This is a genomic window from Streptomyces sp. DT190, assembly GCF_049846985.1.
Taxonomy (GTDB): domain Bacteria; phylum Actinomycetota; class Actinomycetes; order Streptomycetales; family Streptomycetaceae; genus Streptomyces.
On the sequence record NZ_JBNCNM010000014.1, the window covers coordinates 87,255 to 109,014 of the forward strand.

Here is a 21,760-nt window from a genome sequence, read left to right on the forward strand (position 1 = left end):
GGAAGCCGCGTGGGGTTGCGGTACCCGAGTGCCCGATGGACGCGTCAGCCGGAGGCGAGAGGGTTCCTGTGCGGCTGTCGAGTACAGCTAGCCATTGTGCCACACGCCGTGGGTCGCTCCGGCCGCGGGTGCGCCGCGCCTGGGCATGACGAAGGGGCACCCGGCGCGGAGGTGAGGTACGCCGGGTGCCGCCCCGTTCCGGCGGTCCGTCTCGACCGGCAGCCACGAGATGCCGGTGGGGACGTCAGCCGGCGACGGCTCCCACGACGTCGGGGATCCGGAACGGCTTGCCGCAGCCGCCGCAGACGATGGGGGCCTGGGCGAGGACCGACGGGACGACCCGGACGTTGCGTCCGCAGTCGCAGACCGCCTTGACGCGCACGCCGCCGCCCGAGGAGCCGTGGCGCGCGGCCGGGCCCCGGAAGGTGCGGGAGGTGTCGGAAGAGGTCGCGGCCGTGTGGGCCTTGAGGGCGCGCTGCAGGCGCTCCATCGTCGGGCGGTAGCGGCGCTTCGCCTCGGGCGTGAGCGTGACCAGCGAGAAGCCGCTGCTGGGGTGCGGTTCCTCGGGGTGGTCCAGGCCCAGCTCCTCGGCGATGGCGAGGAATCTGCGGTTGTGGTAGCGGCCGGCACGGGAGGTGTCGCGGACGCCGCGGGCGGCGGCGATGCCATGGACTGCCTCATGGAGCAGTCGCTCGAAGGAGAGCTCGTGACCGCACGCGGACGACGACTCCCCGATCAGGGACTCTGGCGCGGCAAGGTCGGGCAGCTCGGGGTGGTACCGCTGAATGTCGGCCCACGCCTGTGCCAGCTCTGCGGCGAGAACAGGTGGTGTCTGTGTCGTGCTCACGTAATGACAACGAGCCGGGGTGCCCCGGTGTTCCGATTCCGGGCCATCCCAAATAATTTGCACGTACCCGTCAGTTGCCTCTGATGCGCCCCGACGAGGGCGCGGGCGCTGATCTGTGGAGAAGCCTCACAGCTCACCACAAGGTGGTGCGTAGTCACGCGTACGCCCCGGCGCGTAGAAGGCGTCCGCGCGCCGGGGGGCCAGGGGTTCGCAAGGGCGCAAGTGGCGTTTCGGTCGCCTTGCGCACCACGCGGTCGGCGCCGGCGCGGCTCAGTAGGCGCGCGCCACGACCGCGACGTTACCGGGTGCGTCACCGTCGGCCGGCACCGACCCGTCCTCCGCGACCAGACACCGTACGGTCACCGCGTGCTCGGCGAGTGCGGCCTCGCCCTCCTCGCCGAGCACCGCCCACGGGATGCGCGCCCAGCCGCCGGCCGTGGCGGCCTCGACGGCCTCCCCGATCGTCGCGACGTCCGCCGTACGGGATTCGCGGCGCTCCCTGGACTGCGTCAGCAGCAGCTCCTGGTCCTCCTCCAGGACCTTCGGGAGCAGCCCCACCAGGTCGTCGAGGGAGGCCGGCGCCTTGCCGCCGGGGATGCGGCGGGCCAGCATCGCGGTGCCGCTCTCCAGGTCGCGCGGGCCGATCTCGATGCGGACCGGTACGCCCTTGAGCTCCCAGTCGACGGCGCGGCGGCCGAAGGGGACGTCGGCGCGGTCGTCGACGTGGACCCGGACACCGGCCGCCCGCAGCCGGTCGCCGACCTCGCGGACCTTGGCCAGAACCGCTTCGTCGCCCTTGATCGCGAGCACGACGGCCTGGATCTGCGCCAGCCGGGGCGGGACGCGCAGGCCGTCGTCGTCGCCGTGCATCATCACCAGCGCGCCGATCATGCGCGTGGTGGATCCCCAGGAGGTCTGCCACACCAGTTCCCGCCGGCCGTCCTTGGACAGGTACCGCGTGTCGAAGGCTTTCGCGAAGTTCTGGCCGAGTTCGTGACTGGTGGCCATCTGCAGGGCCTTGCCGTCACCCATCATGCCTTCGAGGGTGAGGGTGTTGACCGCTCCCGCGAAGCGCTCCCTGACCGTCTTGCGGCCGGGCACGACATCCATCGCCAGGACGTTCACCATGAAGTCCTCGTAGACCCGCCGGTGGATGTGCGCGGCGAAGTCGCGCGCCTCCTCGTACGTGGCGTGCGCGGTGTGGCCCTCCTGCCAGAGGAACTCGGTCGTCCGCAGGAAGAGGCGGGGGCGCAGCTCCCAGCGCACGACGTTGGCCCACTGGTTGATGAGCAGCGGCAGATCCCGGTAACTCTGCACCCACTTGGAGAAGTAGTCGTTGACGATCATCTCGGAGGTGGGACGCACCACCGCGGGCTCTTCGAGTTCCTTGCCGCCGCCGTGGGTGACCACCGCCAGTTCGGGCGCGAAGCCCTCGACGTGGTCGGCCTCCCTGGTGAGGTAGGACTGCGGGATCAGCAGGGGGAAGTACGCGTTCTGCGTGCCCGTCGCCTTGATGCGGGCGTCCATCTCCGCCTGCATCCGCTCCCAGAGCCCGTACCCGTACGGTCGGATGACCATGGTGCCGCGCACCGGCCCGTTGTCGGCGAGCTCCGCCTTCGCGATCAGGTCCTGGTACCAGCGCGGGAAGTCCTCCGCACGCGGCGTGAGTACGGGTGCCTTGGCCATGGCGCGATGGTATGGGCCCACGTTGCCGGAATGTGAAATCTGGCCACCGGCACATGACATCTCACAAGCCCTGCCGCATTCCACTGGACGACGGGTCGAGGGGGGAGTTTCCTGGCATACGGGGGTAGTGCGAGCGCACTGTCACGGGGGCCATGGAAGCGGCAAGAGGCAACTCTCGGCGGATTGGGGCGCTTACTTATGACACCTACGCTCGTGCGGCAGCACCTGCCTCACACGGGGGCTGCACCCCGCGTGGACCAGCGTGCACGCGCGCGTGACTGGTCCGAGATCCAGGAGCGGATGCTCGTACCGCTCTACGAGGCCGTCTACGAGCGACTGGACGTGGGTCCCGCCACGCGGCTGCTCGGCCTCGGCTGCGGTTCCGGACTCGCCCTGCTGATGGCCGCCGCCCGGGGAGCGGCGGTCACCGGTGTCGATGCTTCCCCCGAAAGAGTGGCCCTCGCGCGGGAGCGGCTGCTGCCCGGGGCGCCCGGCGCCGGTGGGCGTCCGGACACCCGGGTGGTGGACGGCTCGCCCGGGGACACCGCCCGGCCGGGCGTTCCCGGCTACACCCTGGTGACGGCCTTCGAGCCGATCGGGTGCCTCGCGGGCGACTCGGAGGGGCTGGGCGGACAGCTCGCGGAGGCGGCACCGCTCGCGGAGCGCGGAGCGGCCGTGGTGCTGGCCGGCTGGGGCCCGCCGGAGCGGTGCGCCACGGCGTCCGTGCTGCGGGTCGCCACGAAGCTGGCGGAGCCGCTGCGCACCTCGGGCAGCTGGCGCCCCGCCCTCCGCGACGACCTGGAGGAGGTCGCCCAGCGGGCCGGGCTCCGGCCGGACGGATCGGGCCGGGTGGCCTGCCCCTTCGGCTACGCCGACGTGGACAGCGCGGTGCGCGGTCTGAAGTCGACGGGGCTGTTCGACGCGGCGATGCGGGCGACGGACCAGGTGCAGGTCGACAAGGAGCTGACCGAGGCCCTGCATCCGCACCAGCGCCAGGACGGCACGGTGTGGATGCCGAACGTGTTCCGGTACCTCATCGCCAGGACGCCGTGACGCGCGGCGCCTGATACGACCGAGAGGGCGCCCCCGCGTGCGGGGGCGCCCTCGGCGTCGTACGTCACGGGCCGTCAGCCCACCGGCCCGTGGGCCGTCAGCCCATGAACTTCTTGAACTCGTCGGGGAGTTCGAAGTCCTTGCCCTGCTGGGGCAGGCCGAAGGCGCCGCCGCCCTCGGCGGCGGCCGCGCGGCGGGCGGCGGCCTCCTGCTCCTGCTGCTTGCGCTTCATCGGGTTGCCGGAGCGCTGCTTGCCCTTGGCCTGCTTCTGCTTCTTCTTCGCCCGGCCGGGGCCACCGCCCATGCCCGGCATCCCGGGCATCCCCGGCATGCCGCCCTGAGCCATCCGGGACATCATCTTGCGGGCCTCGAAGAACCGCTCGACCAGGTTCTTCACCGCGCTGACCTCGACACCGGAACCCCGGGCGATACGGGCGCGGCGCGAGCCGTTGATGATCGTCGGGTCCTGGCGCTCGCCCGGGGTCATCGACTTGATGATGGCCGCCGTGCGGTCGACGTCCCGCTCGTCCAGGTTCTGGATCTGGTCCTTCATCTGGCCCATGCCCGGCAGCATGCCGAGCAGCTTGGAGATGGAGCCCATCTTGCGGACCTGCTCCATCTGGGCCAGGAAGTCGTCCAGGGTGAAGTCCTGGCCCTTCTTCGACGCCAGCTTGGAGGCCATCTTCTCGGCCTCTTCCTGGCTGAACGTCTTCTCCGCCTGCTCGATCAGGGTGAGCAGGTCACCCATGTCGAGGATGCGGGAGGCCATCCGGTCCGGGTGGAAGGCGTCGAAGTCGTCGAGCTTCTCGCCGTTGGAGGCGAACATGATCGGCTTGCCGGTGATCTGCCGGATCGACAGGGCCGCGCCACCGCGGGCGTCGCCGTCGAGCTTGGAGAGCACCACGCCGTCGAAGCCGACGCCGTCGCGGAAGGCCTCGGCGGTGTTGACCGCGTCCTGGCCGATCATCGCGTCGACGACGAACAGGATCTCGTCCGGGGAGACGGCGTCGCGGATGTCCGCGGCCTGCTGCATCATCTCCTGGTCGATGCCGAGACGGCCGGCGGTGTCCACGATCACGATGTCGTGGACCTTGGACTTGGCGAAGTCGATGGAGTCCCGGGCGACCTTGACCGGGTCGCCCACGCCGTTGCCCGGCTCCGGGGCGTAGACCGCGACCCCGGCGCGCTCGGCGACCACGCTGAGCTGGTTCACGGCGTTGGGGCGCTGGAGGTCGCAGGCGACGAGCAGCGGCGAGTGGCCCTGCTCCTTGAGCCAGCGGCCGAGCTTGCCCGCCAGGGTGGTCTTACCGGCACCCTGCAGACCCGCCAGCATGATCACGGTGGGCGGCTGCTTGGCGAAGCGCAGGCGCCGCGTCTCGCCGCCGAGGATCGTGACCAGTTCCTCGTTGACGATCTTGAGGACCTGCTGGGCCGGGTTCAGCGCGCGGGAGACCTCGGCACCGAGGGCACGCTCCTTGACGTTCTTGATGAACGTCCGGACGACCGGGAGCGCCACGTCCGCCTCGAGCAGCGCGATGCGGATCTCGCGCGCCGTGGCGTCGATGTCCGCCTCGGAGAGCCGTCCCTTGCCGCGCAGGTTCTTGAAGGTCGCTGAGAGGCGATCGGAAAGAGTATCGAACACGGCGCTCGCGGTCCTCGGGGTCGGAGACAGACTGGGGAATCGCCCTCCAGGGTATCCCGGCGTGACAAGTCGCCGGGTCGGCCTCACCCCCGCAGTGTCTCCTCCAGCTTCCGCGCCACCGACTCGGCCTCGTCACCGGGCAGCGGAGCGCCCTGCGCACCCGTCACGTAGAAGGCGTCGACGGCGTTGGCGCCGAGCGTCGAGACATGGGCGCTGCGCACCCGCACGCCGGCGTCCTCCAGGGCGCGGCCGATGCGGAACAGCAGGCCCGGGGCGTCCTGGGAGCGGACCTCGATGACCGTGGCCAGCCGGGAGGCGGCCGGGTGGACCGAGACCCGCGGCGGGGGCGCGACCACGCCCCGGCGGCGCGGATAGGCCGCGTCCCGTTCGGCGAGGCGGCCGGCGATGTCCAGGGAGCCGTCCAGGGCCCTCACCAGGTCCGCGCGCAGCCGGGCGGCCTGCGGCAGCGAGCCGTACTCGGCGGCGACCCGCCAGTCCAGCAGCAGCACGGACCCGTCGACGCCGTCGGGCAGGGTCAGCGACCGCAGCTCCGCGGTCCGTACGGTCAGCCGGTGCATGGCGAGGACTCCGGCCACCGCGGGCAGCACGCCCGGCTGGTCCGGGACGGCGATGAGCAGCTCCACGCCCAGCGGCTCGGGGTCGCCGGACGGCTCCTGCCCGGCGGGCGGCTCGGTCTGGGCCCGCAGGGCGAGGACCGGGCTGCCCGTCGCGGCCGCCTCCAGGGCGAGCCGCTCCTGCTCGGCGGTGGGCGCGGCGTCCTCGGGGTCGGCCGGAGCGTCCCCGGCGAGCACCGCCGCGACCCGTTCGACCAGCTCGGTGACGAGTGAGCCGCGCCAGGACGACCAGGCGGCCGGGCCGGTGGCCAGGGCGTCGGCCTCGGTGAGCGCGTGCAGCAGCTCCAGGGTGCCCGGGGAGCCGACGGCGTCGGCGACCGCCCGCACGGTGGCCGGGTCCTCCAGGTCGCGCCGGGTGGCGGTCTCGATGAGGAGCAGGTGGTGGCGGACCAGGGTGGCCACGACGGTCACGTCGTGCCGGTCGAAGCCGATGCGGGCGGCGACGTCCTTGGCGATGATCTCGCCGGCCACCGAGTGGTCGCCGGGCCAGCCCTTGCCGATGTCGTGCAGCAGCGCCGCGACCAGCAGCAGGTCGGGCCTGCTGACCCGGCGGGTGAACTCGGACGCGCGCACGGCGGTCTCGATCAGGTGCCGGTCGACGGTCCACAGGTGCACGGCGTTGCGCTGCGGGCGGCAGCGCACCCGCTCCCAGTCGGGCAGCAGCTGGGTGATCAGCCCCTCCGCCTCCAGCGCCTCCCAGACCTCCACGGTCGGGCGGCCCGAGCCGAGCAGGGTGACGAGCTGCTCGCGTGCCTCGGCGGGCCAGGGCGCGGGCAGCGGGCGCACGGTGGCGGCCAGGCGCCGCACGGCGTGCAGGGAGAGCGGGAGGCCGGCCTGTGCGGCTGCGGCAGCGGCGCGCAGCGGCAGGACGGGATCGCGATCGGGGCGCGCGGCCCGGGCGAGCACCACCTCGCCGTCCTGCTCGACCACGCCCTCGGCCAGCGGGGAGCGCTCGGTGGCGGGCTTGCCGCCGCCCAGCATGGCGCGCAGCCGCGGCCGCACGGCCCGCGACCGCAGCACCCGCCCCACCTCGCGCCAGGTGACGTCGCTGGCGTACGACACGACCCGGGCCGCCTCGTAGACCTGCCGCAGCAGGGTGTCCGCGTCGAGCAGGCCGAGCTCGGCGGCCACCTGGTCCTGCTCCTGGAGGGCGAGCCGGTCGGTCGCGCGCCCGGTGGCCAGGTGCAGGGCGTCCCGGACGTCGAGGAGCCGGCGCCGGGCGTCGGCGAGGCCCTCGCGCGGGGCGTCGGCGAGCCAGGAGGCGGCGACGGCCCGCAGCGCGGTGGCGTCGCGCAGTCCGCCGCGGGCCTCCTTCAGGTCGGGCTCCAGCAGGTACTGCAGCTCGCCCTGGCGCCCGGCGCGCTCGGCGCACAGTTCCTGCAGTTCGGGCAGGCGCTTGGGCGCCTGGTTGCGCCAGTCGGCCAGGACGGCGGTGCGCAGGGAGGCGGTCAGGCCGAGGTCGCCCGCGATGTGCCGGGCGTCCAGCAGGCCGAGCTGGACCTTGAGGTCCTCGCCGGCGGTCCTGCGGGCCTCGGCGGGGGTGCGCACGGAGTGGTCGAGGTCGAGGCCGAGGTCCCAGACGGGGTACCAGAGCCGGTCGGCGAGGGCGGCGACCGCCTTGGGGTCGCTGCCGTCGTGCAGCAGGAGCAGGTCGAGGTCGCTGCGCGGGGACAGCTCACCGCGCCCGTATCCGCCGACGGCGACCAGGGAGGCGCCGCGGAGATGCTCGGCGCCCGCGGTGAACAGGCCCGCGAGCCACTCGTCGGTCAGTTCGGCCAGGGCCGCACGGCGCGGCGGCCCGGACCGCGCCTCCTCGGTGAGGAGGCGCAGCCGGGCCGCCGCGTAGCCGCTGGGTCCCGAGTCCTCTGCTTCGTTGCGCACGTCCGTACCCGTCACCCGGCGACTCCCGTTCTGTTGTGTTGCCTCAGAGCGCGTCGGGGCCGCGCTCGCCGGTCCGGACCCGTACGGCCGTCTCGACCGGGATGGACCAGACCTTGCCGTCTCCGATCTTGCCGGTGCGGGCCGCCTTGACCACGACGTCGATCAGCTGCTCGGCGTCGTCGTCCTCGACCAGGACCTCGATGCGGATCTTGGGGACGAGGTCGACGGTGTACTCGGCACCCCGGTAGACCTCGGTGTGGCCCCGCTGACGACCGTAACCGCTGGCCTCGGTGACCGTCAGGCCGTGTACGCCGAAGGCCTGCAGGGCCTCCTTGATCTCGTCGAGCCGGTGCGGCTTCACGACGGCGGTGATGAGCTTCATGCGTCCACCTTCTTGCTCTCCGCTCCGGCCACGGCGGCCGCGACGGCGGAAGTCTTGGCGGCACCGCCACCGGCGCCGCTGAAGTCGTATGCGGTCTCGGCGTGCTCGGCCTGGTCGATGCCGGCGACCTCGTCGTCCTCGGTGACCCGCATCCCGATCGTCTTGTCGAGGAGGAAGGCGAGGATGGCGGAGGCCACCAGGGAGTAGGCGAGGACACCGAAGACACCGGCGCACTGCTTCCAGAACTGGTCCAGGCCGCCGCCGTAGAACAGGCCCGCGACGTCGGACTGGCCCTTGCCGGTGGCGAAGAAGCCGATAAGCAGGGAGCCGAGGATGCCGCCGACCAGGTGGACGCCGACCACGTCGAGGGAGTCGTCGTAGCCGAACTTGTACTTCAGCCCGACGGCCATGGCGCACAGCACGCCGGCGATGGCGCCGACCGCGATGGCGCCGAGCGGGGAGATCGCGCCGCCGGCCGGGGTGATGGCGACCAGGCCCGCGACCGCGCCGGAGGCGGCTCCGAGGGTGGTGAAGGCGCCGTGGCGGATCTTCTCGTAGGCGAGCCAGCCGAGGACGGCGGCGGCGGTGGCGACCTGCGTGTTGACGAACATCAGCGCGCCCACGCCGTCGTCGTTGCCGAGCCAGGAGCCGGCGTTGAAGCCGAACCAGCCGAACCACAGCAGACCGGCGCCGAGCATGACCAGCGGCAGGCTGTGCGGGCGCATCGGGTCCTTCTTGAAACCGACGCGCTTGCCGATGACCAGGATCACGCCGAGCGCGGCGGCGCCGGCGTTGATGTGGACCGCCGTACCACCGGCGAAGTCGATCACCCCGAGCTCGAAGGCCCAGCCGCCGGCGCCCCAGACCCAGTGCGCGACCGGGAAGTAGACGACCGTGGCCCACAGGGCGACGAACAGCGCCCAGGCGCTGAACTTCACGCGGTCCGCGAGGGCGCCGCTGATCAGGGCGGGCGTGATGATCGCGAACATCAGCTGGAAGACCAGGAAGACGAACACCGGGATGGTGTAGCCGTCCCACAGCTCGGTCAGGCCGATGTTGCCGAGGCCGACCCAGTCCGAGTTCCAGCCGATGATGCTTCCGGAGTCGGTGCCGAACGCCATGGAGAAGCCGTACAGCACCCACAGGATGGTGACGATCCCGAGGCTGATGAAGCTCATCATCAGCATGTTCAGGGTGCTCTTGACGCGGACCATGCCTCCGTAGAAGAAGGCCAGGCCCGGAGTCATGAGCATCACCAAGGCGGAACAGATGAGCATGAACCCTGTGTTGGCGGCAGACAGCTCGGGCGCTTCTGCGGCAAGGGTGATGGCTGGTGCCATCGGCGTCTCCTCGTCATTGGTACGGCCCCGTGCGGGCGAAGCCTGGAGCGGAGTGAGGGGGTGGGCCGGTTATGCGCCACGAGATTGGCGCAGCGCGGTTTCGGTGGAAGCCCCTCGTTGTTTCGCGACCGTGACGAAGGCGGGTGCTGTGTTACGCGTCGATGAACTGCCGGATGGCGGGCGCGCCGATCGTTATCGTGGCGCAATCTTCGGCGCCCGCCGCCGTGCGGGCACACAGGCCGGCCGCGGCCGGCCTTCCGATGACCTGGCTGGGGGAGCCGAGTCGGGCAGTTCGGGAGGGCCGGCCGCGGCCGGGGTTCGGGGGTCGGGCGGTCAGACCGCCTCGGCGGCGGTTTCGGGCAGCTCGACGGCGAGCCGCTCGGTGAGGTCGACGACCTCGCCGAGGTCGCCGAAGTCGCGTACGGCGGTGTCCACGGTCTTGCGGATACGGGTGTTGACGCGCTCGGAGCGGACCTTCTTGGCGACCCGCATGGCCTCGGTGGCGAAGACCGTGCTCTGCTCCGGCTCGCGCTGCAGGAGGTGCACGGTGGCCATGCCGATCAGGTTCAGCGCATACGAACGCTGATGCTCGCCGTCCTCGGCGAACAGCTCCACGGCCCGCCGCATCAGCGGCTCGGCCAGCGAGGCGTAGGTGGGGCTGCGGCCTGCGACGTAGGCCAGGTCGCGGTAGGAGTGGGAGTTCTCTCCGTAGAGCTCGGCCTCGGAGAAGAAGCGGATCCAGTCGGGGTCCGGCTCGTCCCACTCGTCGGCCTCGGCGAAGGTGTCCTCGGCCATCCGCACCGCCCGCTTGCACTTGCCGGGCTGGCCCATGTTGGCGTAGGCGCGGGCCTCCATCGCATACAGCATCGACTGGGTGCGCGGGCTCGCGCAGTCCCGGCTGCCGTACTGCGCGAGGTGGATCAGCTCCAGCGCGTCGTCGGGCCGGCCGAGGTGGATCATCTGACGGCTCATGCTGGACAGCACGTACGAGCCGAGCGGCCGGTCGCCGGCCTCCTTGGCCGCGTGCAGCGCGAGGACGAAGTACTTCTGCGCGGTCGGCTGCAACCCGATGTCGTACGACATCCAGCCGGCCAGCTCGGCGAGTTCGGCGGCGACCTTGAACAGGCGCCGGGTGGTGGCCTCCGGCTGGGGTTCCTGGAGCAGGTCGGTCACCTCGTGCAGCTGGCCGACGACCGCCTTGCGGCGCAGCCCGCCGCCGCACTGGGCGTCCCACTGGCGGAACATCACCGTCGCGGACTCCAGGAGGTCCAGCTCCGGCTTGGAGAGCCGGCCGCGGGCGCGCCCGGAGGCGGCCGCCGGTTCGGACTCGGACCGCGGGCCGGGGGGCGCGGGCACGAGCCAGCGCTGCATGGGCTCGATGAGGGCCGGGCCCGCAGACAGGACCAGCGAGCTCCCGAGGAAGCCGCGCCGCGCCAGCATCAGGTCGCTGCGCGAGAACTCGCTGAGCAGGGCCACGGTCTGCGGGCCCGTCCAGGGCAGGTCGACGCCGGTCGCGGACGGCAACTGGCGCGCGGTGCGCAGCCCCAGGTCCTCGACGGAGACGACGACGCCGAAACGCTCCGAGAACAGCTCGGACAGGATCCTCGGGATCGGCTCGCGCGGGTTCTCGCCGTCGAGCCAGCGGCGCACCCGGGAGGTGTCCGTGGAGATGTGGTTGGCGCCGAGCTGGCGGGCCCTGCGGTTGACCTGGCGGGCGAGCTCGCCCTTGGACCAGCCGCTGCGCACGAACCAGGAGGTGAGCAGCTCGTTGGGGCGCTTGTCAGTGTGCGTCGCGTGTGCAGCGTTCGTTCCGCTTCCGCCGTTGCCGCTCACTGGAACGCCCCCATCCCTGAGACCACTTGTCGCCGAGTGCGCCAAGCCCTATCAGCATGCCGGTTCGTACGGCCGTCCGTCCGGCCCTTGTCACCCTTCGAACGGAAAGGCGAGTTGCCTCCGGCATACCCGCGCGTGCATGTGCCCCCAGGCCTCGTGCACACAAAGTAATCCTACGATCACCCGTCCAGCCACGGCTCACACGTAAACGCCACCATTCGCCACCCCTTCGAATGAACTCACGTACGGCAACGCGCGATTGACTTGACACAGCACCACCAGGAGCGGGTGCAGCGATGCACTCAGGGGCGCGCGCCGTCGGGCACACCACCCCGGGCACTTCCCGGCGCGGAGTACGCCGACCGCCACCGGGAAGGCGGAAACAGAGAGTCACGTTTCGCGTCCGCTGCGTAACCACCGGTCCGCCGGACCCGTTGGAGGGGGTATGGGCTTCACGATCGGCATCAGCCGGGGCATGCGCGACATCCGGTCCGGCACGCGCCGCCGCAGCCGCACGTCGGACGGCACGGCCGTGGCCGAGTACACCGGCCTGTGGGGCTGGGACGTCGTGCCGGGCGCCCGGGCGGCGGCGGGCGCGTGCTCCTGCGGCCGTGGCGCCTGCCCGGCTCCGGGCGCGCATCCGCTGGACTTCGCGCCGGTGATCGCCGCCCGGGCGACGCTCGACGAGGTGACGGAGACCTGGGGCGAGTTCCCCGGCGCCGCGGTGATGCTGCCGGTCGGCCGGGCCTTCGACGTCATCGAGGTCGCCGAGCCGGCCGGCCGCCGCGCCCTGGCCCGGCTGGAGCGCATGGGCCTGCCCGTCGGCCCGGTCACGGCCACCCCGGACGGCCGCGCCCAGTTCCTCGTCGCCCCCGGCGCCGCCGCCGACCTGCCCGGGCTGCTCTACCGCATGGGCTGGGACGACCCGGACGCATTGGACCTGCGCGGCCTCGGCCCGGGCACGCACATCACGGCGCCGCCCTCGGACCGCGGCGGCCTCGGCCCGGTCCGCTGGCTGCGCTCCCCCTCCCTGGACTCCGCCTCCAGGCCTCCGGAGGCCCGCCTGGTGCTGGGCACGCTGGCGTACGTGGCGCACCGCTCACGGGCGTAGCGGCGCCCGGCGCACAGAGCGAAGCGCCCGTCCCCGACTGCACCTCGGGGGCGGGCGCTTCTCGCGCAGGTACGGTTCTTCGCAGGTCGTGACGTGGCGAGTGCCGAAGGTCACTCCCCGATAAGGGCGTCAACGAACGCCTCCGGCTCGAACGGCGCCAGGTCGTCCGCGCCCTCGCCGAGCCCGATGAGCTTGACCGGGACGCCCAGCTCCCGCTGGACCGCGACCACGATGCCGCCCTTGGCCGTGCCGTCCAGCTTGGTGAGCACGATGCCGGTGATGTCCACGACCTCGGAGAAGACGCGGGCCTGGACGAGGCCGTTTTGGCCGGTGGTGGCGTCGAGGACGAGCAGCACCTCGTCGACCGGGGCGTGCTTCTCCACGACCCGCTTGACCTTGCCGAGCTCGTCCATGAGGCCGGTCTTGGTGTGCAGACGGCCGGCGGTGTCGATGAGCACGACGTTCGCGCCCATCTCCTTGCCCTCCTTGACCGCGTCGAAGGCGACGGAGGCCGGGTCGCCGCCCTCGGGTCCGCGCACGGTGTGGGCGCCGACCCGCTCGCCCCAGGTCTGGAGCTGGTCCGCGGCGGCGGCGCGGAAGGTGTCCGCGGCGCCGAGCACCACGCTCTGGCCGTCGGCGACCAGGACGCGGGCGAGCTTGCCGGTGGTGGTGGTCTTGCCGGTGCCGTTGACGCCGACGACCATCACGATGCCGGGCTTGCGGTCCTCCGGCTCGGTCTTGACCGCGCGGTCCATGTCGCGGCCGACCAGGGTGACGAGCTCCTCGCGGAGCAGGGTGCGCAGCTCCTCGGGGGTGCGGGTGCCGAGCACCCGCACGCGCTCGCGCAGCCGCTCGACCAGTTCCTGGGTGGGCTGCACGCCGACGTCGGCGGTGAGCAGCGTGTCCTCGATCTCCTCCCAGGTGTCCTCGTCGAGGTGCTCGCGGGACAGCAGGGTCAGCAGACCCTTGCCGAGGGCGTTCTGCGAGCGGGAGAGCCGGGTCCGCAGCCGGACCAGGCGGCCCGCGGTGGGCTCCGGGATCTCGATCCCGGGAGCCTCGGCGGGCGGCTCCTCGACGACGACCGGAGCCGAGCCGTCCGGGAGATCCACCTCCTCTATCGTGCGCCGCGGTTCCTCCCGCGGCGTCTCGGCCTCGTCGCCGACGTGCGGCTCGGCCGGTGGGGCGGTGATGTCGGGCGCCGCGGGCGGGGGCGGCGGCAGCTGCTTCTTGCGCCGGCTGCCGACGACGAGCCCGCCGAGCGCGCCGAGCACGACCACGGCGATGACTACAGCAAGGATGACGATGTCCATAACGCGTCCAGTATCAGTCATGGGCCCCCGGGTCACCCCGTGCGCACCGCCCCGAAAGGCCGGTGCCGCCGGATCTCCACACCTCTGGATATCTGACGCACCGTCAGCTGACGTCCCCGGACACCGCCCGGTGAAGGGAGACACCGCCCTGCCCGACACGGTCGCACGCTTCGACCTCGTCGCGCCCGGGGCCGGCCCGGCCGAGCTCGGCATCCGCCACCGCGCCGCCCTGGAGATGGCCGCCTACGCCGACGGCCGGGTGAGGTGTCCTCGTCCGGTGGGACGACGGACCGCCGCCCCGGCTCGGGCAGTGGCCGAACCGGGGCGGCGGCGGGTTACGGGGAGAGGGGCAGCGGGGACTTGGCCCTTCTCCCCGAGTGTGCGGGACGGGCTCAGCCCATCTCCTCCAGGGACTTGCCCTTCGTCTCGGTGACGAACTTCAGGACGAACGGGATGGAGAGCGCGGCGAACGCCGTGTAGATCACGTACGTCACGGACAGGTTCCAGTCGGCCAGTGACGGGAAGCTCGCGGTGATGGCCCAGTTGGCGATCCACTGCGCGGCGGCGGCCACGCCCAGGGCGGCGGCGCGGATCCGGTTGGGGAACATCTCGCCGAGCATGACCCAGACGACCACGCCCCAGGACAGGGCGAAGAAGAGGACGAAGATGTGCGCGGCGATCAGGGCGATCCAGCCCTGCGCGGCGGGCAGCTTGCCGTCGACCAGGTGGTACGAGAACGCCCAGGCCTCCAGCGCGAGGCCGACGACCATGCCGATCGAGCCGATGATCGCCAGCGGCTTGCGGCCGACCCGGTCGACGAAGATCATCGCGATGACGGTGCCGACGATGTTGATGATCGACGTGGTGAAGGAGTAGAAGAACGAGTCCGTCGGGTCGACGCCGACCGACTGCCACAGCGTCGAGGAGTAGTAGAACGCGACGTTGATGCCGACGAACTGCTGGAAGACCGACAGGCCGATGCCGATCCAGACGATCGGCTTGAAGAAGAAGCTGCCGCCGAGCAGGTCCTTGAAGCTCGACCTGTGCTCGCTCTTCATGGCGCCCTCGATCTCGGCGACACGGGCGTCCAGGTCGACGTCCTTGCCCTCGACCTCGGCGAGGATCTCCCGGGCGCGCTCGTGCTTGCCCACGGAGATGAGGAAGCGCGGGGACTCGGGGATCGCGAAGGAGAGCAGGCCGTACAGGACGGCCGGGACGACCATGACGCCGAGCATGACCTGCCAGGCCTCCAGGCCCATCAGCTTGCCGCGCTGGTCGCCGTCGGCGGCGTGGAGCAGACCCCAGTTGACCAGCTGCGACACGGCGATGCCGATGACGATCGCGGCCTGCTGGAAGGAGCCGAGCCGGCCGCGGTAGGCGGGCGGGGCGACCTCGGCGATGTAGGCCGGGCCGATCACGGAGGCCATGCCGATGGCGAAGCCGCCGACGACCCGCCAGAAGGCGAGGTCCCACAGCGCGAAGGGGAGCGCGGAGCCGACGGCGCTGATGGTGAACAGGACCGCGGCGATCTGCATGCAGCGGATGCGGCCGATGCGGTCGGCTATGCGGCTGGCGGTCGCGGCGCCGATGGCGCAGCCGATCAGGGCGATGGCGATGACCTGGGCCAGGGCCGCGGAACCGACGTCGTAGCGGTCCCGGATGGCCTCGACGGCGCCGTTGATCACGGAGCTGTCGTAGCCGAAGAGGAAACCGCCCATCGCGGCCGCGGCCGCGATGAAGATGACGTGCCCGAGATGATCGGGGTGAGCCGAACCGGCTCCTGACTTGAGTGCCTGCGCTGTGCTGGTCACGTGTACTCCTCGGGCCACCGGCAACGCTGCCGGAGGGGGTCAGCCCTTCGAGGTCCACCTGAAGGTACCTGAAGGTAAAAGGAACGTTGCCGAGACTATGCCTTCAAGTTTCGAAGTCAATAGCTCAGCTCTGTGATTTGAAGGCAGGGATGTGACGGGAATGTGTTCAAGACTTGAAGTCATTGAGCGTCGCAGGTGAGACCGGTGTAGAGCACACCCATCTAGCGGAGGCGCTGCGAGATGACCTTCGACACACCGTCGCCCTGCATGGAGACGCCGTACAGCGCGTCGGCGACCTCCATCGTGCGCTTCTGGTGGGTGATCACGATCAGCTGCGAGGCCTCCTGCAGCTCCTGCATGATCCGGATGAGCCGCTGGAGGTTGGTGTCGTCGAGGGCGGCCTCGACCTCGTCCATGACGTAGAACGGGCTGGGCCGCGCCTTGAAGATCGACACGAGCAGCGCGACGGCCGTCAGCGACCGCTCCCCACCGGAGAGCAGCGACAGCCGCTTGACCTTCTTGCCCGGCGGGCGGGCCTCGACGTCGACGCCCGTGGTGAGCATGTTGTCGGGGTCGGTCAGCACCAGTCGCCCCTCCCCACCGGGGAAGAGCCGGCTGAAGACGCCCTCGAACTCCCGGGCGGTGTCCCGGTAGGCCTCGGTGAAGACCTGCTCGACGCGCTCGTCGACCTCCTTGACGACCTGCAGCAGGTCGGCACGGGTCTTCTTCAGGTCCTCCAGCTGCTCGCTGAGGAACTGGTGGCGTTCCTCCAGCGCCGCGAACTCCTCCAGCGCGAGCGGGTTCACCTTGCCCAGCTGCTGGTAGGCGCGCTCGGCGGCCTTGAGGCGCTTCTCCTGCTCGGAGCGGACGTACGGCCTGGGACGGTTGCGCGGGTGCTCGGGGTCCTCCGGCAGCTCCTCCCCCTCGGCGGGGGGCGAGGGCGGCACGAGCTGGTGCGGACCGTACTCCGCGACGAGCCCGGCCGGTTCGACACCCAGCTCCTCCAGTGCCCTGGTCTCCAGCTGCTCGATCCGCAGCCGCTTCTCGGCTCCGAGTACCTCGCCGCGGTGGACCGAATCCGTCAACTTGTCGAGCTCGGCCTTCAGGTCGCGTCCCTCGGTGCGGGCACGGGCGAGCTCCTGTTCACGGCGGGCCTTGGCGGTCTCGGCGGCGGTGCGCTCCGCCTCGGCGCGGCCGAGCGAGACCTCGACGTGCGCGAGCAGCTGCCGGGCACCCGAGCCGACGGCCTGCGCGACGGCCGCCTCGTGCCGCAGCCGGGCCCGCCGCTGCTCCGCACGCGCGCGTGCCTCGCGTTCCGCCCGCGCGGCCCGGTCCAGGGAGTCGGCCCGGCCGGCCAGTCCCTTGACCCGCTCCTCGTGCGTGCGCACCTGCAGACGGGCCTCCATCTCGGTCTGGCGCGCGTTGGCCCCGTCGGCGGCGAGCCGGTCCCGCACGGCGGTGTCGGGCTCCTCCTCGAAGGGCATCTCCTCGGCGACGGCCAGCCGCTCGGCGAGTTCCTCAACCTCCTGCAGCGCCCGGTCGAGGGCCTCCTGGGCCCGGGCCGCGGCGGCGGTGGACCGCTCGGCCTCCCCCGCCGCACCCCGCGCCTGCCCGGCGAGCCGGCCGAGCTGCTGGGCGACGGCCGACTTCTCCCGGTCGGCGGCCCGGCGCCGCTCCCCCAGCTCCTCGACCAGCGCGGCGCACTCCGTGCGGCGCTGCGCGGCCGCGCGCTGGGCCTCGGTCAGCTCCTCGCAGCGGACGGCCAGCTCTTCGAGTTCGGCCGCGGCCTCGTCGACCGAGGCCTGCACTTCGAGGAGGCTGGGGGCGCCGGCGGAGCCGCCGTGGGCGAAGTGGGCACCGAGAAGGTCGCCCTCGGCGGTCACGGCGGTGAGGTGGGGATGGGCGTAGACGAGGTCCTCGGCGTCCTCGAGGGTGCCGACGACGACGATGCCGTGGAGGAGCCGCCTGACGGCGGGCATGAGGTCGGCAGGGCCGCGGACCAGGTCGGCGGCGTAGGTGTGGCGGGCGTCTGCGGCACCGTCGTGGCCGGTCGCGCCCACGCGGCGGCAGCCGCACGTCTGATGCGGCCCCGCGCCCCTGAGAGCGTCTTCTCCCGCCAGGAGCAGCGTGGCCCTGCCACCGTCCTGTTTGCGCAGGAGTCGGATCGCGTCGGCCGCGGATGCCGGGGACGTGACCGCGACGGCGTCCGCGGCCGCCCCGAACGCCGCGGCCAGGGCGACCTCGTGGCCCTGAGCCACCGTCAGAAGTTCCGCCGCGGGGCCGAGCAGGCCCGACAGGCGGTCCTTGGCCGCCAGCAGTATGCCGGTGCCGTCCTTGCGGCGCAGGCCGAGGGCCAGGGCCTCGTGGCGGGCCTGGGTCGCGGCGCGCCGGCGTTCCGCCGCCGTCGCGGCCTCGCGGGCGGCCGTGAGGGCGGCCTCGGCCTCGGCGAGCTGCTGTTTCGCGGCCTCGTGCCGCTCGGCGAGCTCGATGTCGCCGGCGTCGAGGCCGTCGACCTCGGCCTGGAGGGCCTCGTACTCCTCCTGCGCGGTGACGGCACGTTCCTGCGCCTCGTCGCGGGCCGCGGCCAGGCGCTCGATCTCGGCCTGGGCCGAGGCCGCGCGGGAGCGGGCCGCGTTGACCTGGCCGCTGAGCCGGGCCAGGCCCTCGCGCCGGTCGGCGATGGCCCGGGCGACGTCCTTCAGGCGCCGCTCCTCCTGGGCCAGTTCGCGCTCCAGCTCGGCACGGTGGGCGACCGTGTCCTCCAGGGCGCGCTCGGCGGCCTCCAGGGCCGCCTCCAGTTCGGCCTCCTGCTCGCGGACACGGGCGGCCTCGCGCTCCATGTCCTCGGGGTCGCGGCCGCGCCGCTCCTCGGGGGGCGCGGAGGTGGCGCTCTTGACGCGGGCGTCGGCGAGCGAGATCGTGCCGCGCACCCGTTCGGCGAGCTGGGAGAGCTCGTACCAGGTCTGCTGGGCGCGCTGGAGACGCGGAGCGAGCCGGCGCACCTCGTCCTCCAGCTGGGCCTCGCGCTGCAGCGCCCTGCGCAGCTCCTGCTCGGCGGCCTCCTTGCGCTCCTTCAGCGCGGCCTCGTCGGCGACCTCGGCCTGCAGCGCCTCCCGCAGCCGCACGAGGTCGTCGGCGAGCAGACGCAGCCGGGCGTCGCGCAGATCCGCCTGGATGACGGCGGCCCTCCTGGCCACCGCTGCCTGCCGTCCCAGCGGCTTGAGCTGGCGGCGCAGCTCGTCGGTCAGGTCCTGCACGCGCGCGAGGTTGGCCTGCATCGCGTCCAGCTTCCGCAGCGCCTTCTCCTTGCGCTTGCGGTGCTTGAGGACTCCGGCGGCCTCCTCGATGAAGGCGCGGCGGCCCATGGGATCGGCGTGCAGCACGGAGTCGAGCTGGCCCTGCCCGACGATGACGTGCATCTCGCGGCCGATGCCGGAGTCGGAGAGCAGTTCCTGGATGTCGAGCAGCCGGCAGGTGTCGCCGTTGATCTGGTATTCGCTGCCGCCGTTGCGGAACATGATCCGCGTGATGGTGACCTCGGCGTACTCGATGGGCAGGGCCCCGTCGGAGTTGTCGATGGTCAGGGACACCTCGGCGCGGCCCAGGGGCGGGCGGCCGGTGGTGCCGGCGAAGATGACGTCCTCCATCTTGCCGCCGCGCAGCGACTTGGCGCCCTGCTCGCCCATGACCCAGCTGAGCGCGTCGACGACGTTGGACTTGCCCGAGCCGTTCGGTCCGACGACGCACGTGATCCCCGGCTCGAACCGGAGGGTGGTCGCCGAGGCGAACGACTTGAACCCGCGGAGGGTCAGGGCCTTGAGGTGCACGCCGCCGGACTTTACCGCCCGGGTCCGTCTCACTCCATGAACCCACGGTTTCGCCGCTGAACGCGCAGGGCACACCAGACGTTAAAGACGGTGAAAGGATGCGTGGGGGAAAGAAAGAAGGGACGCCGGAGGCGTCCCTTGCACTTCTGACAACTCAGCGGTTGTTACGGGCTTCCCGACCACTGCTGTGCCGATGTGGAGCGGTGCAGTGATCAGGTGAGCGCAGGCTCCGCCTGGTGTGCGTCAACGCTCTCCATGATCCTGTCGTGAGAAGCGGCAGCCGTCAGCGCTTCGTTCTCCGCCTGGATCCGAACGAGCTCGGATTCCAGGTCCTGGACGCGCTGCTGGAGCCGTCGCATCTCGGCGAGGAGTCGCGGGTCGGAGCCGCCGACGTAACCGAGAAGCGCCTTTGCCATGATGGATGGTCCTCCACAATGAGTGACCGACCGATGCGGTTGGGTCGTGAGGGATTCGCACCCGCGGCTTGGCAGGGCCTTCAGTTGTGCTGCCGTTCAGCCATGCCAAACAGCTAAGGTGCGCGGGGTGCTTTCAGCGTCTCACCAAAAAGTTTGACGGTCAACACGATCACGCCCCGTATTGGCGGGCAACCCTGGCGCACACGGCCTTCAACGGCGGCGTGGCGGCTTCAGCGGGCCCTCGGGGCGTGGCGATCATCCTTGCGTGCGGAGTCCGCCAAGGCAAGCGGTTCTCGGCAATCACCAGCGAGTTTCCGTCCGGGGCGGCGGCCCGGGCCCTCCGTGGGGGCGGGTGGGCGGCCGCCTGTCGGCACCGGATCAGCGGATGGCGAAGCCCTCGTAGCCGCCCCGGGGTGTGTCCCAGATCTCGGTGACACCGTCCACGCGTCCGGGCGTGTCGTCGCCGCGGAGCCACTCCAGGAGGCCTTGACAACCCTCGCGCGCACCCTCGGCGACCACCTGGACCCGGCCGTCGCCCAAATTGAGAGCAAAACCACTCAGGCCGCCGATCTCCAGGGCCTTGGCCCTCGTGAACCAGCGGAAACCCACACCTTGGACGCGTCCTCGCACCCAGGCGACCAGTCGCACATCCTCGCTCATGACTGCAACCTAACCGCCCAATCTCTCTCCGGGCACTTCCTCCACTTGCGTCATGCGGTACCGTCCCCCCTCAACGAAGCTCATATGAAACTCACACGATCGAGTGAGTTTGGTGTTGATCTCGAGGACGAGTCGACCGCCAGGACGAGGAAGGCCAGGACATGGGACGCCACCGACGCTCCGCCGACGGCCGCGCCGCCACGGGCCGCGCCGACGGCTTCGCGGAGGGCCACGACCCGCTGTACTCCGCCGCGGACGACGCCCCGACGATGGGCATCGCGCCCTATCTGAACCCGGAGGCATACGCCGACACCTACGCCAAGAGCGAGGCGTACCTGTACGGAGCGGAGGCCTCCGCGGCCGGTGACCGCTTCACGGAGACGGCCGTCTTCGCGAGCGACGGTTTCGCTTCCGACGGTTTCGCTTCCCACGGCTTCGCCTCCGACGGTTTCACCCCCGACGGCGGCGCCCGCCGCGCGGGCACGCACCGCCGCCGCAAGAAGACCGCCCGCCCGATGCGCACGGGCCTGCTCGGCGTGTCCGCCGCGGTCGCGCTCGGCACGGTCGCGGTCGCCACCGGCGCGGTGCCCGGCCTGGAGAACTACCGGATCGGCGGCGGCAGCGGCGCGGACAACGTCCAGGCCGGCGACACCCCCACGAGCTACCCGACCGAGCAGGGCGGCACCTCCGGCAGCGCCGAGAGCCGCGACGACTCGCCCACCAGCCGGGACGCCCAGCGCACCGTGTCGCCCTCGCCCTCCGCCTCGAAGTCGTCGGCCGCCCCGACGAAGACGCCGGAGAAGGCCGAGAAGACCGCGGAGAAGACGCCGGAGAAGAAGAAGCCGGCGGCCACTCCCAGCGAGAAGCCCGACGACACGCCGTCCCGCACGGCCACCAAGGCACCGCAGAGGCCCGGCGCCTCCGCCGCCCTCGCCGGGGAGACCGCGGCCGCCGCGCAGGTGCTCGCGCTCGTGAACGAGGAGCGGGCCAAGGTGGGCTGCAGCCCGGTCGCCGCCAACAGCGCGCTGTCCGACCTGGCCCAGAGCTACAGCGAGGACATGGCCGCGCGGGGCTTCTTCGACCACACGGACCCGGACGGCCGGACGCCGTGGGACCGGGCCGAGAAGGCCGGCATAGCGAACCTCGGCGGCGAGAACATAGCCCGCGGCCAGGCCGACGCCGCGGCCGTGATGGACGCCTGGATGAACAGCCCCGGCCACCGCGCCAACATCCTGAACTGCGACTTCAAGACGCTGGGCGTCGGTGTCGAGCTCGGCTCCGGCGGCCCCTGGTGGACGCAGAACTTCGGCTACTGACGCCCGTCGC

The 21,760-nt window shown here is 71.9% G+C and carries 15 protein-coding genes and 1 pseudogene; 4 read left to right on the forward strand and 12 right to left on the reverse strand.

Annotation, left to right across the window (positions count from 1 at the left end):
* Window positions 1–244: 244 nt before the first annotated feature.
* Entirely contained in the window at window positions 245–847 is a 603-nt protein-coding gene (locus ACPXCS_RS23880; protein WP_020270731.1) for a hypothetical protein, read from the reverse strand.
* Between the two features lie 270 nt (window positions 848–1,117).
* On the reverse strand, window positions 1,118–2,533 hold the full coding sequence (gene proS, locus ACPXCS_RS23885) for a proline--tRNA ligase (protein WP_425947770.1): 1,416 nt from the start codon (window positions 2,531–2,533) through the stop codon (window positions 1,118–1,120).
* Window positions 2,534–2,731: 198 nt separating this feature from the next.
* Here proS and ACPXCS_RS23890 point away from each other — a divergent pair, with 198 nt between their 5' ends.
* Window positions 2,732–3,586 (forward strand): methyltransferase domain-containing protein, encoded by an 855-nt coding sequence (locus tag ACPXCS_RS23890; RefSeq protein WP_425947769.1) that lies wholly within the window; start codon window positions 2,732–2,734, stop codon window positions 3,584–3,586.
* A gap of 97 nt (window positions 3,587–3,683) precedes the next feature.
* On the opposite strand, the gene ffh is transcribed toward ACPXCS_RS23890, so the two are convergent.
* From ffh to ACPXCS_RS23915, 5 genes are all read right to left on the reverse strand, one after another.
* Window positions 3,684–5,228, reverse strand: coding sequence for a signal recognition particle protein (ffh, locus tag ACPXCS_RS23895; RefSeq protein ID WP_425947768.1), 1,545 nt, complete (start codon window positions 5,226–5,228; stop codon window positions 3,684–3,686).
* A gap of 83 nt (window positions 5,229–5,311) precedes the next feature.
* Entirely contained in the window at window positions 5,312–7,759 is a 2,448-nt protein-coding gene (locus tag ACPXCS_RS23900; RefSeq protein WP_425947766.1) for a [protein-PII] uridylyltransferase, read from the reverse strand.
* Window positions 7,760–7,787: 28 nt separating this feature from the next.
* Window positions 7,788–8,126: a P-II family nitrogen regulator gene (locus ACPXCS_RS23905; RefSeq protein ID WP_030231663.1), complete on the reverse strand. Its 339-nt coding sequence runs from the start codon at window positions 8,124–8,126 to the stop codon at window positions 7,788–7,790.
* Window positions 8,123–9,466, reverse strand: coding sequence for an ammonium transporter (locus tag ACPXCS_RS23910; RefSeq protein WP_425947765.1), 1,344 nt, complete (start codon window positions 9,464–9,466; stop codon window positions 8,123–8,125). The genes ACPXCS_RS23905 and ACPXCS_RS23910 overlap by 4 nt, the downstream gene beginning before the upstream one ends.
* 333 nt (window positions 9,467–9,799) lie before the next feature.
* Window positions 9,800–11,299 carry a hypothetical protein gene (locus ACPXCS_RS23915; protein WP_425947763.1) on the reverse strand — a complete coding sequence of 500 codons (1,500 nt, stop codon included), beginning with the start codon at window positions 11,297–11,299 and terminating at the stop codon, window positions 9,800–9,802.
* Window positions 11,300–11,744: 445 nt separating this feature from the next.
* Between ACPXCS_RS23915 and ACPXCS_RS23920 the strand changes: the two genes are divergently transcribed.
* On the forward strand, window positions 11,745–12,410 hold the full coding sequence (locus tag ACPXCS_RS23920; protein ID WP_425947762.1) for a bifunctional DNA primase/polymerase: 666 nt from the start codon (window positions 11,745–11,747) through the stop codon (window positions 12,408–12,410).
* Window positions 12,411–12,520: 110 nt separating this feature from the next.
* On the opposite strand, the gene ftsY is transcribed toward ACPXCS_RS23920, so the two are convergent.
* Window positions 12,521–13,720: a signal recognition particle-docking protein FtsY gene (gene ftsY / locus ACPXCS_RS23925; RefSeq protein ID WP_425947760.1), complete on the reverse strand. Its 1,200-nt coding sequence runs from the start codon at window positions 13,718–13,720 to the stop codon at window positions 12,521–12,523.
* 148 nt (window positions 13,721–13,868) lie between these two features.
* Here ftsY and ACPXCS_RS23930 point away from each other — a divergent pair.
* Window positions 13,869–13,973 (forward strand): annotated as a pseudogene (locus ACPXCS_RS23930) (LLM class flavin-dependent oxidoreductase); the annotation flags it as partial.
* Window positions 13,974–14,112: 139 nt separating this feature from the next.
* Here the strand turns inward: ACPXCS_RS23930 and ACPXCS_RS23935 are convergent.
* The 4 genes from ACPXCS_RS23935 to ACPXCS_RS23950 form a co-directional block, all read right to left on the reverse strand.
* Window positions 14,113–15,531, reverse strand: coding sequence for a sugar porter family MFS transporter (locus ACPXCS_RS23935; RefSeq protein ID WP_425947758.1), 1,419 nt, complete (start codon window positions 15,529–15,531; stop codon window positions 14,113–14,115).
* 221 nt (window positions 15,532–15,752) lie between these two features.
* Window positions 15,753–19,358 carry a chromosome segregation protein SMC gene (gene smc / locus ACPXCS_RS23940; protein ID WP_425947757.1) on the reverse strand — a complete coding sequence of 1,202 codons (3,606 nt, stop codon included), beginning with the start codon at window positions 19,356–19,358 and terminating at the stop codon, window positions 15,753–15,755.
* 212 nt (window positions 19,359–19,570) lie between these two features.
* Window positions 19,571–19,774: a hypothetical protein gene (locus ACPXCS_RS23945; protein ID WP_003993245.1), complete on the reverse strand. Its 204-nt coding sequence runs from the start codon at window positions 19,772–19,774 to the stop codon at window positions 19,571–19,573.
* Window positions 19,775–20,152: 378 nt separating this feature from the next.
* The gene (locus ACPXCS_RS23950) at window positions 20,153–20,434 is read right to left on the reverse strand and encodes an acylphosphatase (RefSeq protein ID WP_309097680.1); all 282 of its coding nucleotides are present in this window, start codon (window positions 20,432–20,434) and stop codon (window positions 20,153–20,155) included.
* A 161-nt stretch (window positions 20,435–20,595) separates the two neighbouring features.
* Between ACPXCS_RS23950 and ACPXCS_RS23955 the strand changes: the two genes are divergently transcribed.
* Window positions 20,596–21,750 (forward strand): CAP domain-containing protein, encoded by a 1,155-nt coding sequence (locus ACPXCS_RS23955; RefSeq protein ID WP_425947755.1) that lies wholly within the window; start codon window positions 20,596–20,598, stop codon window positions 21,748–21,750.
* Window positions 21,751–21,760: the final 10 nt, after the last annotated feature.

Bases quoted from the DNA above. Each gene is read 5' to 3' on its own strand.
- ACPXCS_RS23910 (WP_425947765.1), bottom strand. From the start codon at position 9,466: ATGGCACCAGCCATCACCCTTGCCGCAGAAGCGCCCGAGCTGTCTGCC.
- proS (WP_425947770.1), bottom strand. From the start codon at position 2,533: ATGGCCAAGGCACCCGTACTCACGCCGCGTGCGGAGGACTTCCCGCGC.
- ftsY (WP_425947760.1), bottom strand. From the start codon at position 13,720: ATGGACATCGTCATCCTTGCTGTAGTCATCGCCGTGGTCGTGCTCGGC.
- ACPXCS_RS23920 (WP_425947762.1), top strand. From the start codon at position 11,745: ATGGGCTTCACGATCGGCATCAGCCGGGGCATGCGCGACATCCGGTCC.
- ACPXCS_RS23945 (WP_003993245.1), bottom strand. From the start codon at position 19,774: ATGGCAAAGGCGCTTCTCGGTTACGTCGGCGGCTCCGACCCGCGACTC.
- ACPXCS_RS23890 (WP_425947769.1), top strand. From the start codon at position 2,732: ATGACACCTACGCTCGTGCGGCAGCACCTGCCTCACACGGGGGCTGCA.
- ACPXCS_RS23955 (WP_425947755.1), top strand. From the start codon at position 20,596: ATGGGACGCCACCGACGCTCCGCCGACGGCCGCGCCGCCACGGGCCGC.
- ACPXCS_RS23905 (WP_030231663.1), bottom strand. From the start codon at position 8,126: ATGAAGCTCATCACCGCCGTCGTGAAGCCGCACCGGCTCGACGAGATC.
- ACPXCS_RS23950 (WP_309097680.1), bottom strand. From the start codon at position 20,434: ATGAGCGAGGATGTGCGACTGGTCGCCTGGGTGCGAGGACGCGTCCAA.